Source organism: Streptomyces sp. NPDC006332 (genome assembly GCF_040612855.1).
Taxonomy (GTDB): domain Bacteria; phylum Actinomycetota; class Actinomycetes; order Streptomycetales; family Streptomycetaceae; genus Streptomyces.
Map to the genome: position 1 here is coordinate 138,534 of NZ_JBEXRA010000018.1, position 17,461 is coordinate 155,994.

Genomic DNA, 17,461 nt, shown 5'->3' on the forward strand with positions numbered 1-17,461 from the left:
ACCGCACGGGTCACCGCGGCGTTCCCGGCGGCCCGTTGGAGAGCGACGAGCGGGGGCGGGGCGGCGGTCGGCCGGGACGCGGGACGTTGGCCGGCGCGGTCAACGCTCGAGCGTTTCGGTGCCTGGATACGCATACGGGGTTCCTCTTCGTTCGACGAGCGCCCTTCCCTCTTACCCGACCGGCGCCCGGAGCAGGGAGGTCCACGAGGGCACAACCAGGGGCAGACTTATCGCTGAGGGCAACCTTCGGGGCCTCTCGCGCATCACATGTGCATGAAATCCACGTGCAGGGTGTACGGGGCGGTGGTGGCGGCCATGGTGCTCGCCCTGTCGCCCGCTGCGGCCGCCGTGGCCGACGATCCGTCCGCCGCACCGTCCCCCTTGCCGACGCAGGCATACGCGACGATCGAGGCGAAAAAGCAGCTCAACGTGGGGTCGGCGGCGCAGTCGGTCGATGTGAGCTGGATGTTCTGGGACGGTGGAGCGCAGGTCCCCGCGCCCAGGAACGAGACGCTCGTCATCGACGCGCATGACCTGGCGGGCATCGCGAGCGTCGCCGTCGACGACCCGCGCTGCAAGCGCGACGGGCAGGTCGTCACCTGCGTCAACAGGGATTCCTCGCAGCAGCGTTCGGTCGCCTTCACGCTGCGCGCGGACCGGGGCGCCGCCCCCGGCGCCAGCGGCCCGATCACCTACACCATCAGGGCGGACCATGCCACCGGTACCACCGCGAAGGCGACGGTGGTCGCCGGCATCCCGAAGCTGATCGTCGGCACGGTGCCGGATGTGACCCACGCTCGGATCGGGTCCCGCATCGATGTCCCGCTCCGGCTCCGCAACACCGGGGATCTGGCCACTGACCGACGTGTCATGCTGCGCTGGGAATCCCTGGGAGGCCTGGTCTTCGACCGGAAGTACTCCAACTGCGCCTACGGTGAAGGCGACGAGCCCGGCGAACCCGACAGCCGGACATCCGTCACCTGCGTCTTCCCGACGGGACCGGACTCCGTGCCCGCGGGGACCACCGTGAAGCTCGGCAGCCCCCTGACAGCCCGGGTCGGCAGGCACGTCCTGACCGCTGTGACCGACTACTCGGTCGAACTGCTGGAACCCGGTGAAAAGCCCGGCGGTGGCAGCCACCAGGGCAGCGGGCCGCCGCTCACCCTGGTGCGCGCGTCCGGAGCGGGAGGCAAATTCGAGAACGGCACCGAGGGCCGGTTCACGGTCGGGGCCGACAACTCCGCCGATCTCGCGGCCGAGGTCACGGCGAAGCCGGGCCGCCGGGCGGGCGGGTGGACCCTGGACATCAACGCCGTGAACCACGGCCCGGCCTCCGCGTACGGGACCGACGACAACCCGTCGCCGTTGTCGATGTCGTCCTGCCCAGGGGCACGGTCGCGACCGGCAACGCTCACATGGAAGAGGAGGACAGCCCGTACGGCCCGTGCCTTCTCCGGGACAACAGCAGCTCGACGGCACCTTTTGAGGCGGGGCACCGGCACTACGTGTGCACCGTGCCGTTCGGCGTCCCGGCAGGCAAGAGCCAGCTGTTCGAACTGTGGGTGAAGACCGCCAAGGGATACGTCGGTGCCAAGGGCACGGCGACCGTCCGTCCCGGGCCGGCCGGCATCCCCCTCCACGACCCGGTCGCCTCCAACGACAGCGTCACCTTCGCCTTCGGTACGCCGGCCACACCGACGGGGACGAAACCGTCCGGCGACACCCTGACCGCGGGCGGGGTCCGGACGACGCTCATCGTCACGGGGGCGGGCTGCGCCGGTCTGCTGGGTGGCGTTGTCCTGATCCGCCACCGCCGCAGGCGTTCCCACTGAGACGCCGGACGATCAGAACCATCGCGCGATGAGGTTCAGCCAGGACGACCCGGTCGAGGTGAAGCGCAAGGATCGTCCGGGGCCTTCCGCGCTGCTGAGGCCTCGTCCCGGACACGGGCCGCCGCTACCGGATCACCGGCCATGGTGTGGGCCTTGGCCAGGGTGTCGAGGCCCTCAGCCAGCCAGGTCCGGGACCCGATCTGGCGCCACAGCCTGACGGCGGCCTCGGCGCGTCGCCGGGCGGGCACCGGCCGGCCCGCGGCGAGTTGCGCCTCCGCGAGTGCGTAGAGCGTCGCCGCCTCGCCCCACAGATTGCCGAACTCCCGGTACGTCCACAGGGTGCCGGCCAGCAGGCGGCGTCCCTCCGCATGAGCGCCCTGCCGCACCAGAACATCCCCCAGCCAGCATGTGGCGTGTGCGGTGGTGAGGCGGTCGCCCAGACTCCGGCTGATGGCGGCGGCCTGCCGGAAACAGTCGGCGGCGGCCGGGTAGGCGCCCAGAGCTCGGTGGCTCTGTCCCAGGCACCTCAGGGCTTGGGCCTCTCCGGGCCGGTAGCCGGCTTCCCGGCTCACCCGCAGGCACTGCGTGAACCGCTCCACGGCCGCTTCCACACGACCCTGCTCGAGATGGATGACACCGATGCCGTTGGTGGCGTAGACGAGGCAGTTGACGTTCTCCGCCGTCCGGGCCAACTCGGCCGCCTCTTCGAAATGACGTACGGCCGAGGCGTATCGGCCCAGTAGACGGTGTACGTAGGCCAGCCCGGCGGTGGCGCCCGCCCGGTAGGCCGGACCTTCACCGTCGGCGAGCAGCAGCGCCTGCTCGAAGTGGTGCAGAGCTTCCGGATACCGGTCGAGGATGGTGGTGAGTTCTCCCAGGCAGCGGTGGAGCTGGGTGGCGCTGCGTTTGTCGCCGTTGCCCAGGGCCGCCTTGAGTGCCCGGTGCTGGGTTCGTTCCCAGTCATCGAAGTGGCTGCCGATCTGGAAGAGCGTCGTCAGTGTGGTGGCGAGCCCGGCGGCCTGCGCGACCTCGGCCCTGTCGAGCGCCTGGTCCACCACGGCGATGAGGAGCCGACGTTCGTCGGTGAACCACGCCAACGGGTCCGCGAGGATCTGGCCGGTGTCCTTCGGGGTGGGCCGCCAGGTCGCCAGGTGGGTCTGCGAGGTGCCCTGGAAGTCGACGCTGAGGATGTCCGCGGCCCGGTCGGCGAGGTGCAGGCTCGCGCCGAGCAGTCGCGTCAGCGCGGCCCTGCGCTCCGGCTCAGGGACTTCTCGTTCCGCCTGCTCCCGGCCCATCAGCCGTACCAGGTCGTGCAGTTGGTAGCGCGTCGCGGCGGTGCCGGTCGATGCGGCCTCCACCACATGCACCTCCACCAGTTCGTCGAGCACCGACTCCGCGAGGCCCATATCCGTGTCCAGCAGGGCGGCCAGTGCCCAGACGGCGAAGTCGGGTCCGGGAAGCAGCGCGAGCATCCGCAGGGCGTGCCGGACCAACGGGGCCATGCCCCGGCAGGTCAGCTCCAGGCTGGTCCGCACCGCGATGTGACCGACGGCGAGCTCGTCGAGCTTGCGCTGCTCGTCGGCCAGCGCACGGGCGACCTTGGCCAGCGGCCAGTGCGGGCGAGCGGCCAGGCGCGCCCCGGTGACCCATACAGCGAGGGGGAGACCACCGCAGGTCTCCACGATGGACCGGGCCGAGTCGATCTCCGCGGCGGTCCGTTCCGTGCCCACCATTTCCCGCAGCAGGGCCAGCCCCGTTGTGGGGTCCAGGACTCCCAGGGGAAGCCGCGCACCACCGAGGCTCGCCAGCGTCGTCCGGCTGGTGACGATGGCGGCGCAGTGTTCTCCGCTGGGCAGCAGGGCGTCCACCATGAGCGCGTCGGCCGCGTTGTCCAGCACGACGAGTGTCCTGCGCTGAGCCAGCAAGGTGCGGTACAGGTTGATTCGCCCGGTCGCGTCCGGTGGCATCGCACCGCCCTGCACGCCGAGTGCCCGCAGGAAGGCACCCAGGACCGTGAACGGGTCGGCCGGGTCGTCGCCGAACCCACGTAAGTCCGTGTAGAGCTGACCGTCCGGGAACCGGGAGGCCACCGCCTGCCCCGTGCGCACGGCGAAGGCTGTTTTGCCGACCCCTGCCGGGCCGGTGACCAGCAAGGTCAACGGACCGGGCCTCTTCTGGCCGAGCAGCCTGCGGGCCGCCGCCGACTCCTCCTGCCGACCCACGAACAGCGACGGGGCAGGCGGCAGCAGGTGGGGGCGCGATTGCTGTGGTGTCGGCCGGGCCCGGTCGGGATCAGCGCCTCGGTCGGCGTCTTTGGGCCGGTCCGCAACCGGCGCGTGAGATCCCGCCTCCGACGAGGCGGACCGGAGTGCCGCCTCGCGTACCGGCGTGGCACTGGTCGGGGAGCGCCGGGAGGGCGGGTCGAGCGCCGGGTCGCAGGTGAGTATCCGTTGGTGCAGCTGGCGCAAGGCGTTGCCGGGGTCGATCCCCAACTCCTCGGCCAGTCGCTCCCGGACGCGCTGGTAGTGGGCCAGGGCGTCGGCGGGGCGGCCGTCGAGGTGCAGGGCGAGCAGGTACTGGCCGGCCACCCGCTCGTCCAGGGGGTGCGTGGCAGTTCGTGCCGACAGATCGGTTACGCACGCGCCGTGGTGGCCGGTGCGCAGCATGACGTCGGTCCGGTCGAGTTCCGCCGCCCAGCGCTCGGTAAGCAGTTGTTCGCGTACGGCGTCCAGCCACGGGGAGTCGAGGCCGGCCAGCGGTTCGCCCCGCCACAGCCCGAGCGCTTCCTCGAACAGGTCCAGGGCGGACCCGTCGTCGGGGGCCTGCCTGGCCCGCGTGAGCAGGTCGCGGAAGCGGTGCAGGTCCACCATGGTCGCGTCGATGTCGAGCACATAGCCGCTGGACCGGCGTCTGAGAGGGATGCCGTGCGGGCTCAGCTCACGGCGCAGACGAGAGATGTAGGTGTACAGCGTCTCCCGGGCTCGGAGGGGCACATGATCGCCCCATGCGCGCTGGAGCAGCCGGTCGGCCGGCACCGGGCGGTCCACGTCGATCAGCAGCACCGCGAGAACGCACTGCTGCCGGGCGTGCCCCAGGAACACCGGCTCACCGCCGACCCGTACTTCCAGAGCGCTCAGCAACCGAAGCTCGACCATGTCGCGCTCATCCCTTCACGCCGATACAGCCGGGAAGTACCACTGTGACCTGCCCCTCAAGTTTTCCCGCAAGGTTCGCTCCAGGTCGGCCGTACATGGTTGTCGACGTGTCCAGAACAGGGCGGTACAGCGCCCCGAACGGCGCGAGCGGTGTACTCGGGCGTCCCGTCGGCAGACGCGGGACGTGCCGGGCACAGACCTCGCGGTTCTCATCCGTGTCGACTGAAGGGTTCGCCAGATGAACACACGCACACGCATGCGGCGCCGCGCCCAGAGTGCGATCGCCGGACTGGGGGCGATGGTCGCGGTCTTCCTGATGCCCGGACAGGCCCACGCGGCTCTCGTCTCCTGGGACCTCGAGGGCACTGGTTCCGGTGTGGTCGGTGCGCACGCCTGGGGCTCACTCAGCCTCGGCTCCGACGGCCGCTACTACCTGACCGCCAATATCAAGGACACCGCGGCCGACGGCCACGGCGCTCGACTCGAAGTCATGGCGTACTACAACGACGGCTGGGACAGCCGGTACGAGAACCTCAACGCCACCGGCAACCAGGCGACGAACAGCTACACCTGGAACTTCGCTTCGGACATGGACTACGTCGACGCCCGTGAGTGCCTCACCGAGCAGGGCGAGGAATATCGCTGCGCGAGCAAGTGGTACGTGATCTACCGGGCGCACCCCTGACGCCGTTGCCCGGGCTCCACCGCGCACTCATGGTGCGTCCGGCCGCGTGAGGTGGGGGAGTTGGGGGACCGCTCGCACGTCCGGGTTGCCGTAGTAGGCGTCGGGGCCGTGCTTGCGGGTGTAGTGGCGGTCGAGAAGGTGGCGGGGCGGCGGGGAGGCCGGGGCCAGGGAGAGGGTGTGGAGGGCGATGTCGGCGACCGCCTCGCAGATGATCGCGTGTTCCAGGGACGTGCGGGCTGAGCCGCCCCAGGTGAAGGGGCCGTGGTTGGCGACGAGGGCGGCCGGGACTTCGGTCGCCCGGTCATCGTCACCGTCGAGCATCTCCACGATGACGCGGCCGGTGTTGTACTCGTAGTCCTTGGCGCACTGCTCGGGGGTGAGGTCGGGGGTGCAGGGGATGGGGCCGTTGAAGGTGTCGGCGTGGGTGGTGCCGAGGACGGGGACGTCGCGGCGGGCCTGGGCGAAGGCCACCGCGTGGGTGGAGTGGGTGTGGGTGACGCCGCCCACGGACGGGAACGCCAGGTAGAGGCATCGGTGGGTCTCGGTGTCGGTGGAGGGGCGTAGGTCTCCGTCGACGACGGCGCCGTCGGAAAGACGGACCGTCACCAGGTGGTCGAGGGTGAGGTCCTCGTAGCGGACCCCGGAGGGCTTGATGACGAAGACCCCAGCCTCACGGTCCACTCCGCTCACGTTTCCCCAGGTCAAGGTCGCGAGGCCGACCTGGGGGATCGCGAGGTTCGCGTCCAGTACCTCCTGCCGCAGGCCGTCGCCGAGTCGCACGGTCATCGGTCGTCTCCTTCCGTGGTGATCATGCGTCAGAGGGCCTGGGCGAGTCGGTGGTAGGCGGCGTTCCAGCGGATCTCCTTCGCGAACTGCTCGGTGGTGGTGTTCTCGTCGATGATCAGCAGTTCGACGCCGGTCATCGCCGCGAAGTCCGCGAGTGTCTCCCTGCCGACGGCCGAGCTGAGCACGGTGTGGTGCGGAGCCCCGGACAGCAGCCAGCTCTCGGCGGACTCCGCCAGGGACGGGCGCGGCTCCCACACCGCCCGGGCCACGGGCAGGCGGGGGAGTGGCTGGCTGGGGGCGACCATGTCGACGGCGTTGGCGGTCAGGCGGAAGCGGTCACCGAGGTCCGCCAGGCCGACGACCAGGGCGGGGCCGGGGGCGGCGTCGAAGACCAGGCGGACGGGGTCCTCGCGACCGCCGATGGAGAGGGGGTGGATCTCGCAGCGGGGGCGGGCGGCGGCCACCGAGGGGCAGACCTCCAGCATGTGGGCGCCCAGGATGCGGGGGGTGCCGGGGCCGAGGTGGTAGGTGTAGTCCTCCATGAAGGTGGTGCCCCCGGGCTGCCCCAGGCCCATGACCTTCATGACGCGCAGCAGGGCGGAGGTCTTCCAGTCGCCCTCGCCGCCGAAGCCGTAGCCGTCGGCCATCAGACGCTGGACGGCCAGGCCGGGCAGCTGGCGCAGGCCGCCGAGGTCCTCGAAGTTGGTGGTGAAGGCGGTGAAACCGCCCTCCGTGAGGAACGCGCGCAGGCCGAGTTCCTGGCGGGCCGCGTACAGCAGCGCGTCGTGGCGGATGCCGCCGGGGCGCAGGGCGGGAACGACGTCGTACGACTCGACGTACTCGTCGGCGAGTTCGGCAGCCGCCTTGTCCTCGACCTCGTCCACCACCGCCACCAGGTCGTTGACGGCGTAGGTGTTGACGGAGAACCCGAACCGCAGCTGCGCCTCGACCTTGTCGCCCTCGGTCACCGCGACGTCGCGCATGTTGTCGCCGAACCGCGCCAGGCGCAGGGTGCGCGAGGCCTGACGGCCGGCGGCGGCACGGGCCCAGTCCGCGACGCGTCCCACCACCCGTGGGTCCGTGGCGTGACCGGCGACGATCTTGCGGTCGACGCCGAGCCGTGCCTCGATGTGCGCGAACTCGCGGTCGCCGTGGGCGGCCTGGTTGAGGTTCATGAAGTCCATGTCGATGCTGGACCAGGGCAGTGACAGGTTGTACTGGGTGTGCAGATGCAGCACCGGCCGGTCCAGCGAACTCAACCCCGCGATCCACATTTTCGCCGGTGAGAAGGTGTGCATCCATACGATCACCCCCACGCAGTCGTCGGAGACGGTGGCCTCCTGGCACAGTCGGCGGATCGCGTCGGTGTCGGTGAGGACGGGCTTCCACACGACCCGGAGCGGCACGTGTTCGGCCGCGTCGAGTCTCTCGGCGATCTGCCGGGACTGATGGGCGACCTGGTGCAGCACGTCGTCGCCGTACAGACCCTGACTACCGGTGAGAAACCAGATCTCCTGGCTGGTGGACGCCGTTGCGGGAGTGGCCATGACGGGGATTCCTTTCGAGTGGAGCATTGGAGCAGTGGATCAGCGGAGCGGGTCGGGGGCAGGAGGAGCGGGGGCCGCTCAGGTGGATGCCTCGGCGCGGAGGCGGCGCAGACGGTGCATGACGTCGTTGGTGCCCCGGCCGAAGTAGTCGTGCAGGAGCCGGTACTCGGCGTACAGGCGGTCGTAGGCCGCGGCCCGTTCCGCGTCCGGCCGGTACACGCCCCGGTCGGCCTTGCCCATGCGTCGGGCCGCCGCCTCGATGCCGGGGTACGCCCCGGCTGCCACCGCGGCGTGCATGGCCGCGCCGAGAGCCGGGCCCTGGGCGGAGCCGATGACGCCGAGGGGACGGCGGGTGACGTCCGCGTAGATCTGCATCAGCAGCGCGTTCTTCGTCAGACCACCCGCGACGATCAGTTCCCGCACCGGCACGCCCGCGGTTTCGAACGCCTCGATGATGGTGCGGGTACCGAAGGCCGTGGCTTCAAGGAGCGCCCGGTAGACGTCCTCGGGGCGGGTGGCCAGGGTCAGGCCGACCAGCAGTCCGCTCAGGTCGTGATCGACCAGGACGGAACGGTTGCCGCTGTGCCAGTCCAGGGCGATCAGGCCGTGCTCGCCGACGCCCTGCTCGGCGGCGAGGGCGGTGAGGTGTTCGTGCGGATCGCGACCGAGTACGGAGGCCTCTTCCGCGTACGACGCGGGGAAACCGTTGCGTACGAACCAGCCGAAGATGTCGCCGACACCGCTCTGCCCGGCCTCGTAACCCCACAGGCCCGGCAGGATGCCGCCGTCGACGACACCGCACATGCCAGGCACCGCGCCCTGCTGGTCGGAGCTCATCACATGACAGGTCGAGGTACCCATGATGGCCACCATCTGCCCCGGCTCCACCGCCCCCGCCGCGGGCGCCGTCACATGCGCGTCGACGTTGCCGACACAGACCGCGATGCCTTCCGGCAGACCGGTCCACGCCGCGGCCTCGGCCGTCAACTGTCCGGCCTTCGCGCCCAGTTCACCGATCGGCTGCCGCAGTTTCTCCGTCACGAAGTCCGCGAAGCCGGGATCGAGCGCCTCCAGGTAGGCACGGGAGGGATAGGCCCCGTCCTGGAACTGGCCCTTGTAGCCGGCGGTGCAGGCATTGCGGACGTACCTGCCGCACAGCCGCCACACGATCCAGTCCGCGGCCTCCACCCACCGCTCGGTGCGGTGGTAGATCTCAGGATCCTCCTCCAGCACCTGAAGCGCCTTGGCGAACTCCCACTCCGAGGAGATCTTCCCGCCGTACCGCTCCAGCCACGGCTCCTTGCGCTCCGCTGCGAGCGTGGTGATCCGGTCGGCCTGCGCCTGGGCCGCGTGGTGGCGCCATAGTTTGACGTAGGCGTGCGGGCGGCCGGTCAGGCCGGGCAGTTCACACAGCGGTGTGCCGTCGGCGAGCACCGGCAGCACCGTGCAGGCGGTGAAGTCGGTGCCGATGCCGATGACCTGCTCGGGCGGCACGCCGGCGGCGGCGAGCGCCGCCGGCACCGCGTGCCGCAACACATCGACGTAGTCCGACGGCACCTGAAGCGCCCAGTCCGGGGACAGTTGGGTACCGTCCGGCAACTCCCGGTCCAGGACCGCGTGCCGGTACTCGTGCACGGCGGTCCCCAACTCGGCGCCGTCCCGCACCCGGACCACCAGCGCCCGTCCGGACAGCGTCCCGAAGTCGACTCCCACGACGCAGGGTTCCGGATTCCCCGCCCTCTCGTCTCCGGTGTTCACCATCAGCCTCCTCCACGATGAGGTTTTCGATATGTCGATCACAGTTCGATTTTCTGAAGGCGCCGCGACGGCACCGTTCCGGTCGCAGATCTAGCTGCGGCTCCTGCCGAAGTAGCGGGCCCGTGCCCGGTCGAGCAGGATGGCGACGCCCAGGACCGCGCCCTGCACCACTTGCTGGTCGTACGGGCTGACCTTGAGGGCGAGCAGGCCGTTGGTGATGAACTCCAGCAGGATCGCGCCGGCCGCGATGCCGGCGATCCGGCCCTCGCCGCCGGAGAGCGACATCCCGCCGACCACCGCCGCGGCGATCGCGGTCAGTTCCCAGCCCGCGCCGACCGAGGGGTCGGCCACGTTCATCCGGCCGATCACCAGGACGCCGACCAGACCGGCGAGGACGGCGCTGGCGACGTAGGTGGAGGTGATGCGGCGGGCGGTCGGTATACCGGCGAGCCGGGCGGCCTCCCTGTTGCCGCCGACCGCGTAGATCTGGCGGCCGACGTAGGTCCGTTCCAGCACGAACCAGGCAACGGCGGCCGCGGCGACGAAGAACAGGGCGGGGACCGGCACTTCGCCGATGTAGTACTGGCTGAGGTTGCTGAACAGCGGGTCGAGGTTGTTGATGGGGGAGCCGCTGGTGATCGCCAGCGCGGTGCCTTGGGCGACGGTGTAGGTGACCAGGGTGATCACGAAGGGCGGCACGTTCAGGCGGGTGACCATGATGCCGTGCCAGAGACCGACCCCGCCGCAGATCACCAGCGTCCCCAGGATCGCGAGGGGCGCGGGGAGGCCCTCGTTCACGTTCATCCAGGCGGCCAGGATGCCGGCCAGACCGGCCAGCGCACCCACCGACAGGTCGATCCCACCGGTCAGGATGACCAGCGACTCGCCGATCGCCAGGATGCCGACCTGCGACAGGTCACGGCCCATCACCTGGAGGTTGCCCACCGCGGTGTACGTGTCCGCGTTGGCCGCGATCCCGACGAACACCAGCACACACGCGATGATCACGCCGGCTTCCGGGGAGGCGGCGAGCTTGCGGGCGAGGCCCGACACGGCCGAACGGGAATCGGGCGTGACCTCGGCGGGGGCGAGCGTGCTCTGCGCGCTCATGCTGTGGCTCCGTTCGTCAGTTGTTCCTGGTCGGGCGTTGTGCGGGGAGGTGTTCCCTGATCGGAGTCGTCCCGCTCGGACTTGTCCTGATCGACGGCGGACGTTCCGACGGCGGACGTTCCGGCGGCAGCCGTCATGATCCGCTCCTTGGTGGCGTCGGCCCGGTCGATGACCGTGACGACCCGCCCGTGGTTCATCACCGCGATGCGATGGCAGATCCACAGCAGCTCCTCCAGTTCGGAGGAGGCGACCACCAGCGCCATGCCCTGCTCCGCCGCCCGGTCGATCAGCTTGTAGATCTCCGCCTTCGCGCCCACGTCCACGCCACGGGTCGGTTCGTCGAGCAGCAGCAGGCGCGGTTCGGCCGCGAACGCCCTGCCGAAGATGGCGCGTTGCTGGTTTCCGCCGGACAACGAGCCGATCGGCTGTTCCACCGACCGCATCCGCACGTCGACGTTCTCGGTGATCTTCCGTGCCTCGGAGCGTTCACGGCCCGGGCCGAGCAGGCCCCGGGTGCTGATCCGCTTGAGCACGGAGACGACGACGTTGGACCGGATCGAGGCGAACAGCACCAGCGACTGCTCCTTGCGGTCCTCGGGGATCAGAGCGATCCCGGCCGCTACGCCGTCACCGGCGCCGCGCGGCTGGTAGGGCTCGCCGCCCAGCCGCATCCGGCCACCCGTCGAGGGCTGCGCGCCGGCGATCGAATGGACCAGGCGGCTGCGACCCGAGCCCATCAGCCCGGCCACGCCCAGGATCTCGCCCTCGCGCACCTCCAGGTCGACCGGGCCGAGACCGTCCGCGGTCAGGCCCTCGACCTGCAGCAGGACGGGGCTCGTGGCCGGCGGCGCCTTCGGCTCGCCCTGCGCAACCTCGCCGCCGACCATCTCCCGGATCAGTCGTTCCTCGGTGGCCTCCTCCGGTTCGAGGTCGGCGACCAGGCGACCGTTGCGCAGCACCAGGACGCGGTCGCTGATGTCACGCACCTCATCGAGTCGGTGCCCGATGAACAGCACGGTGCCGCCGCGTTCGGCCAGCTGCCGGGCCAGTCCCAGCACCATCTCGGCCTCGACCGGGCCCAGCGAGGAGGTCGGCTCGTCCAGGATCAGCAGTCTGGGTTCGCGGCCCCAGGCCTTGGCGATCTCGATCATCTGCCGGGTCGGCACCGGAAGGGTGCGCACCTCGCGGCTGACCGGGATCGTCTCGGCGGACAGGCCGATCTCCGCCAGCATCGCCTCCGCCTCGGCCCGCTGGGCGGAACGGTCCACCAGGAACCGTCGCCTCGACTTCCGGGGGCGGCGGCCCAGCAGCAGGTTCTCCGCCACCGAGAGCTGCCCGACCAGAGGGAACTCCTGGGAGACCATGGCGACGCCGAGCTGTCCGGCCGCCTCGGTGGACCCGGCGACGAGCGACTCGCCGCCGATCAGGATCTCCCCGCCGTCCCGGTGGACGGAGCCGGCCAGGGTGCCCATCAGGGTGGACTTGCCCGCGCCGTTCTCGCCGACCACGCCGACGACCTGGCCGCCGTAGAGGTCGAGTTCGGGCAGGTCGAGGACGCGCACCGGACCGTAGGACTTGTGCACGCCCCGCAGCCGTGCGGTCACCGCGGGACCCGGGGCGTTCTTCGTGGACGTCATGCTCAGCTGATCCCGAGCTTCGTCTCGAGGGACTGGTACGCACTCAGGTCGGACTTGGTGACCAGGCCCACGCCCGAGCTCAGGGTCGAGCCGTCCTTCTCCAGGTAGTGCTTGACGATCGCCATCGTCTTGGCCTTCCCCAGCACCTTCTCCGCCGCCAGGAGGTAGGCCCCCGTGTAGCCCTGCTGGTACGGCATCTGCACCACCGTGCCGGAGATGACCCCGGACTCGATGAACTTCAGGGTCTGGGCGTCGGAGTCGTCGGACACGATGTGCACCGAAGCGGTCTTGCCGGCCGAGGTCACCGCCTGCGCCAGGGCGGGCCCGTCGTAGGAGTAGACGCCGTACAGGCCGGTGACGTCGGGGTTGTTGGCGAGAATGGTCTCGGCGTCGGAGGTCGCGGTGCTGGCCTGGAGGTTGTCGTTGACCTTCTGGGCGACCGTGATCTTGGTGCCCTTGAGCGCGGCCTCGAAGCCGGCGATGCGCTGGGTGGCGTTCGACGCGGTGAGGGAACCGACCAGGATGGCCACCTTGCCCTTGCCGCCGAGTACCTGCTTCATCGCGGTGCCCGCCTGGAAGCCGGCGGTGTAGTTCGGGGTGCCCAGGTAGAGCGAGGCGGCGTCGGTGCCCGGCAGTGGCGAGTCGATCGCCAGGACGCCGATGCCCTTCTGGACGTCGGTGTGGATGGTCCCCGCGGCCGAGGTGGGGTCGATCGCCGAGATCGAGTAGCCGGTGACGCCCTGCGAGCGCAAGGTCTCCAGCTCCGAGTTCTGCTCGGTCAACTTGCCGTTGGGCGGGGCGAAGTAGGTGCACTTGCTCTTCGCGATGCCGAGGTCGGAGCAGCCCTTGAGGAACCCGACCTGACCGGCCTTCCAGTAGTCGGCGGCGACGTTCACGACCATCGCGATGTCGACCTTGGACAGGTCCTTGCCGGCCAGGGCGGACTTCAGTGCCGCGTCGAGCTTGGCGAGGTTCGTCTGGTTGAAGGTGACCGAACCGGCCAGCGCGACGGGGGCCGGGGCGGCGCTCGGGTCGGAGCCGGCCGAGGTGGAGGAGCCGCCGCCACTCTTGGAGCAGCCGGCCGCGGCGAGCGAGAGGAGCACCGCGGTCGCGGCGGCCACCGTGCGGGACCTTCTGGTACGCATCATCGTTGATCAGCGCCTTTCCTGGCGTCTGGGGTGCGGGGGGACCCACGACCGTTCGCGGATGTGGGCAGGACGGGTTGCACGGATCGTGGTCCCGTCCGCCGGCCCGGCCGAGGGCCATGTCGGGGCCTCGGAGGGGCGGGGACGGGCAGATGGCGATCCGCTCGGGAGCGTTGACGGGCGGACGGGCGGAGGGTGGACGGGCGGTCGAGCGGTCGGCCGGGCGTCGGCAGATCACGCGGACGACTGGCGACTGGCGATTGGCGACTGGCGAGTGAGGCGGGAGGCTGTCGCCGGTTGGGAGCCGACAGTGATGACCGCGGCAAGGTGGTGGTGGTGTCGTTCTGCGACTGCCTGACAGCGCGTCAGGCCGGCGAGGCGCGTCATCGAGTCGGAGGCGGATCACTCCGCCGGTGTCCCGAACCCAAGTGGTATGGAAACTGCGGGCGTTCGGCATAAGGAACGCAAGGGAGCGGCTCCCGGCGGTCGGGGGTGGTTCCCCCCGCCGGGTGGCCGGTGCGCTCACGCTAACGCGAAGCGGTCCATGTCAGACTTCCGTTTCTCCGGGCAGGGTGGTGGTGCGATCGAGGCGCCGGCGCTGGTCAGTGCCGGGGGCGGGTCGCCGAGGTACGCACCACAAGACTGGGTGGGATGACGATGTGGGGTGTCTCCTCGGAGGGGGGTATCCCCACGTCGGGGTCGCCGACCATCTCGATCAGCGCGTGCAGGGCACGCCGGCCGAGTTCGTCGAAGTCCTGACGGACGCTGGTCAGTGACGGCCCGAAGTACTCGGTTTCCGGCATGTCGTCGAAACCCACGACACTGATGTCCTCCGGTACCCGGCGCCCTGCCTGTTGCAGGGCCCGCAGCAGTCCGAGGGCCATGTGGTCGTTGGCGCAGAACACCGCGGTGACCTCGGGGTCGGCGGCTGCCCGCCGCCCGAGCTCGTATCCGGTACGGGCCGTCCAGTCGCCGCCGACCAGAGGTTCGGTCACCGGAGCGCCCCGCTTCTCCAGGGCGCCGCGCCATCCGGCCTCGCGCTCCTGCGCGTCGAGCCAGGAACGCGGCCCGACCAGGTGGTGCACCGTGCGATGGCCGAGGTCCAGCAGGTAGGAGGTGGCGAGCTCGGCTCCCCTCTCGTTGTCCACGGCGACCGAGGCCAGCGCGGTGTGGGCGCCGCAGCCGACCGCGACCAGAGCCACGTCCGGCGGCACGTTCGCCAGGGCACTGACCGCGGCGGTCTGCGGCGCGATCACGATGATTCCCTCGACACCCTGAGCCCGAAGCCGGTCGACGGCGTCCAGTACCGAACGCCGGTCGAGCGTGCCGATCGCGGCCACGGTGACGAAGTAGTCGTGCTGCCGGGCCGCCTGCTCGATGCCGTAGAGCATGCAAGCCGGGCCGTAGAGCGTGGTGTTGAAGCTGATCACACCCAGGGTTCGGGTGCGGCGGGTCGCCAGGGTGCGGGCGGCGGCATTGGGGCGGTAGCCGAGTTCACGGACGGCGGCGAGCACCCGGTCCCGGGTGGCGGGGCGCACGTTCGGGTGGTCGTTGAGGACGCGTGAGACGGTCTGGTGAGAGACGCCTGCGACCCGGGCCACGTCCGCCATCACGGGGGCGCGATCCCCGTCCATACGCCACCTCCCCACGTGCCATCAGGTTTCCGGCCAGTTTCCCTCGCCGAGCGGATTCGGCGAGTCGTGGAGAATTGTTAGCGCACACATTCCGGAGGGGTCAAGCCTCCCCAACCACTCGCATCGGACATTTTCCGACAGCTTTGTCAGCCCAGAGGAACCCTCTGACCTGGTACTCCGCCGACGGTGCAGCACCGTTCCGGCGTGACCGGGAACCAGGGTCAAGGAAACGCATGCCTTTGTTTCCGCATTCTTGACCTTTCAACAGTGTTGACCCGCTGTTCACGCCAGCGTAAAAAGGCGGGGTCGCGGCCCGGTCGATCACCACCGACTGCACGAGAACGGCACAGGCATCGCCCCTGGTCAGCTCCGACAGAGCCGCCGACCAAGCGGCCGCAACCCCCCGTCCCCCTAGAGCTCGGATGAGTGGTGACATCCGAGCGCCTCGATTGTTAGCGCTCACATTCCGTCCGCTGAGCGGGCGGACGTCCCCCTGCCCCGCGCGTCCGACGCCGGGCCAGAGAAGAACGCACGACGGAAGAGGTTCACAGTGATAGCCAGACACCTGAGAGCGCTCCGGCTGAGGGTGGTGGGCGCGGTCCTCGCACTGCTCGCCGGCCTCCTGGCCGGAGTCATCGGCACCGCGGGCACGGCCCAGGCCGCCTCGTCCCTGCCGTGCGACGTCTACGCCTCCGCGGGCACGCCCTGCGCCGCGGCACACAGCACCACGCGGGCGCTCTACGCCTCTTACAACGGCCCTCTGTACCAGGTCAAGCGCGCCTCGGACTCGGCCACCACCAACATCGGCCTCCTCAGCACCGGGGGCTACGCCAACGCGGCGGCGCAGGACTCCTTCTGCTCGGGTACGACCTGCGTCATCACCAAGATCTACGACCAGAGCTCGAACCACAACGACCTGACCATCGAGGGGCCGGGCGGCAACGGCGGACAGGATGTCGGCGCGATCGCCAACGCCCTGCCGGTCACGGTCGGCGGCCACGCGGCGTACGGCGTCTTCGTCTCCGCCGGCGTCGGCTACCGGGACAACAACACCACGGGCATCGCCACCGGCAGCTCCCCGGAGGGCGCCTACATGGTGACCAGCGGCCACCACGTCAACAACCGCTGCTGCTTCGACTACGGCAACGCCGAGACGTCCGGCAACGACACCGGCAACGGCCACATGGACGCCATCAACTTCGGTACGGAGTGCTGGTTCTCGTGTTCCGGCACCGGATCCGGCCCCTGGGTCGAGGCGGACCTGGAGAACGGGCTGTTCTTCGGAGCGAACGGCGCCTACTCGGGCAACACCGGGATCTCCAGCGAGTACGTCACCGCCATGGAGAAGAACAACGGCACGACGACCTACGCGATCAAGGGCGGCAACTCCCAGTCGGGCTCTTTGAGTACCTTCTACAACGGGGCCCTTCCCAACCTCGGCGGATACACCCCGATGCACCTGGAGGGCGCCATCGTCCTCGGCACCGGCGGTGACAACAGCAACGGCTCGGACGGTTCCTTCTTCGAAGGCGTCATGACCTCCGGCTACCCGAGCGACGCCACCGACAATGCGGTGCAGGCCAACATCACCTCCGTCGGCTACACCACCCCGACCGCCACCTTCCCCGTCGCCGGCACCGCCTACCGGCTGACCAACACCAACTCCGGCAAGGTCCTGGACGCGGTGAACTGCGGTACCGCCAACGGGACGTCGATCGACCTGTGGTCCTCCCTCGGCAACACCTGCCAGCAGTGGAAGTTCGCCGCCGCCGGCAACGGCCACTACACCGTCACCAACGTCAACAGCGGCACGGTCCTGGACGACAAGAACTGCGGGCAGTCCAACGGCACGGCCGTCCAGCTGTGGGCCTCGCTCGGCAACACCTGCCAGCAGTGGGACGTCACCAAGGTCGGCAGCCACTACACCCTCACCAACGTGAACACCGGCATGGCACTGGACGTCGCCAACTGCGGAACAGCCAACGGCACCGCGGTCCGCCAGTGGCAGCAACTCGACAACACCTGCCAGCAGTGGAACATCGCCCCCTGACCTAGGGCCTGTCGTTTGGATCACGCTGCAGACGCGGGGTCTGGCACGCACATCTGCCGCGTTGTCGTCGGTTGCCGATGCTCCGCATCGACGCCCTCCTCCGCCTTGCAGCTGCACGCGCC

At 70.1% G+C, this 17,461-nt stretch carries 12 protein-coding genes; 4 read left to right on the top strand and 8 right to left on the bottom strand.

Going from position 1 to position 17,461, the window contains the following annotated elements; all coding sequences use genetic code 11:
- The first annotated feature begins 273 nt into the window (after positions 1-273).
- On the top strand, positions 274-1,566 hold the full coding sequence (locus ABZ027_RS18690) for a hypothetical protein (RefSeq protein WP_356769547.1): 1,293 nt from the start codon (positions 274-276) through the stop codon (positions 1,564-1,566).
- A complete protein-coding gene (locus ABZ027_RS18695) occupies positions 1,563-1,832 on the top strand; it encodes a hypothetical protein (RefSeq protein WP_356769548.1) in 270 nt (89 codons plus the stop codon). Before ABZ027_RS18690 ends, ABZ027_RS18695 begins: the two co-directional genes overlap by 4 nt.
- Before the next feature lie 35 nt (positions 1,833-1,867).
- Here ABZ027_RS18695 and ABZ027_RS18700 read toward each other — a convergent pair whose 3' ends face one another.
- Entirely contained in the window at positions 1,868-4,987 is a 3,120-nt protein-coding gene (locus ABZ027_RS18700; RefSeq protein WP_356769550.1) for a BTAD domain-containing putative transcriptional regulator, read from the bottom strand.
- A 238-nt stretch (positions 4,988-5,225) separates the two neighbouring features.
- Between ABZ027_RS18700 and ABZ027_RS18705 the strand changes: the two genes are divergently transcribed.
- Positions 5,226-5,672, top strand: coding sequence for a hypothetical protein (locus ABZ027_RS18705; RefSeq protein ID WP_356769552.1), 447 nt, complete (start codon positions 5,226-5,228; stop codon positions 5,670-5,672).
- A gap of 27 nt (positions 5,673-5,699) precedes the next feature.
- Here ABZ027_RS18705 and araD read toward each other — a convergent pair whose 3' ends face one another.
- The 7 genes from araD to ABZ027_RS18740 form a co-directional block, all read right to left on the bottom strand.
- The gene (gene araD / locus ABZ027_RS18710; RefSeq protein ID WP_356769554.1) at positions 5,700-6,458 is read right to left on the bottom strand and encodes an L-ribulose-5-phosphate 4-epimerase AraD; all 759 of its coding nucleotides are present in this window, start codon (positions 6,456-6,458) and stop codon (positions 5,700-5,702) included.
- Positions 6,459-6,487: 29 nt separating this feature from the next.
- The gene (gene araA / locus ABZ027_RS18715; RefSeq protein WP_356769556.1) at positions 6,488-8,005 is read right to left on the bottom strand and encodes an L-arabinose isomerase; all 1,518 of its coding nucleotides are present in this window, start codon (positions 8,003-8,005) and stop codon (positions 6,488-6,490) included.
- 78 nt (positions 8,006-8,083) lie between these two features.
- Positions 8,084-9,766, bottom strand: coding sequence for a ribulokinase (araB, locus tag ABZ027_RS18720; protein WP_356769558.1), 1,683 nt, complete (start codon positions 9,764-9,766; stop codon positions 8,084-8,086).
- Positions 9,767-9,853: 87 nt separating this feature from the next.
- On the bottom strand, positions 9,854-10,873 hold the full coding sequence (locus ABZ027_RS18725; protein ID WP_356769560.1) for an ABC transporter permease: 1,020 nt from the start codon (positions 10,871-10,873) through the stop codon (positions 9,854-9,856).
- Positions 10,870-12,510, bottom strand: a complete 1,641-nt coding sequence (locus ABZ027_RS18730) for a sugar ABC transporter ATP-binding protein (protein WP_356769562.1) — start codon at positions 12,508-12,510, stop codon at positions 10,870-10,872. Before ABZ027_RS18730 ends, ABZ027_RS18725 begins: the two co-directional genes overlap by 4 nt.
- A gap of 2 nt (positions 12,511-12,512) precedes the next feature.
- Entirely contained in the window at positions 12,513-13,658 is a 1,146-nt protein-coding gene (locus ABZ027_RS18735) for a substrate-binding domain-containing protein (RefSeq protein ID WP_356769564.1), read from the bottom strand.
- Positions 13,659-14,257: 599 nt separating this feature from the next.
- Positions 14,258-15,289: a substrate-binding domain-containing protein gene (locus tag ABZ027_RS18740; RefSeq protein WP_356769566.1), complete on the bottom strand. Its 1,032-nt coding sequence runs from the start codon at positions 15,287-15,289 to the stop codon at positions 14,258-14,260.
- A gap of 550 nt (positions 15,290-15,839) precedes the next feature.
- On the opposite strand from ABZ027_RS18740, the gene ABZ027_RS18745 reads away from it, so the two are divergent.
- A complete protein-coding gene (locus tag ABZ027_RS18745; RefSeq protein WP_356769568.1) occupies positions 15,840-17,339 on the top strand; it encodes an arabinofuranosidase catalytic domain-containing protein in 1,500 nt (499 codons plus the stop codon).
- The last annotated feature ends 122 nt before the right edge of the window (positions 17,340-17,461 follow it).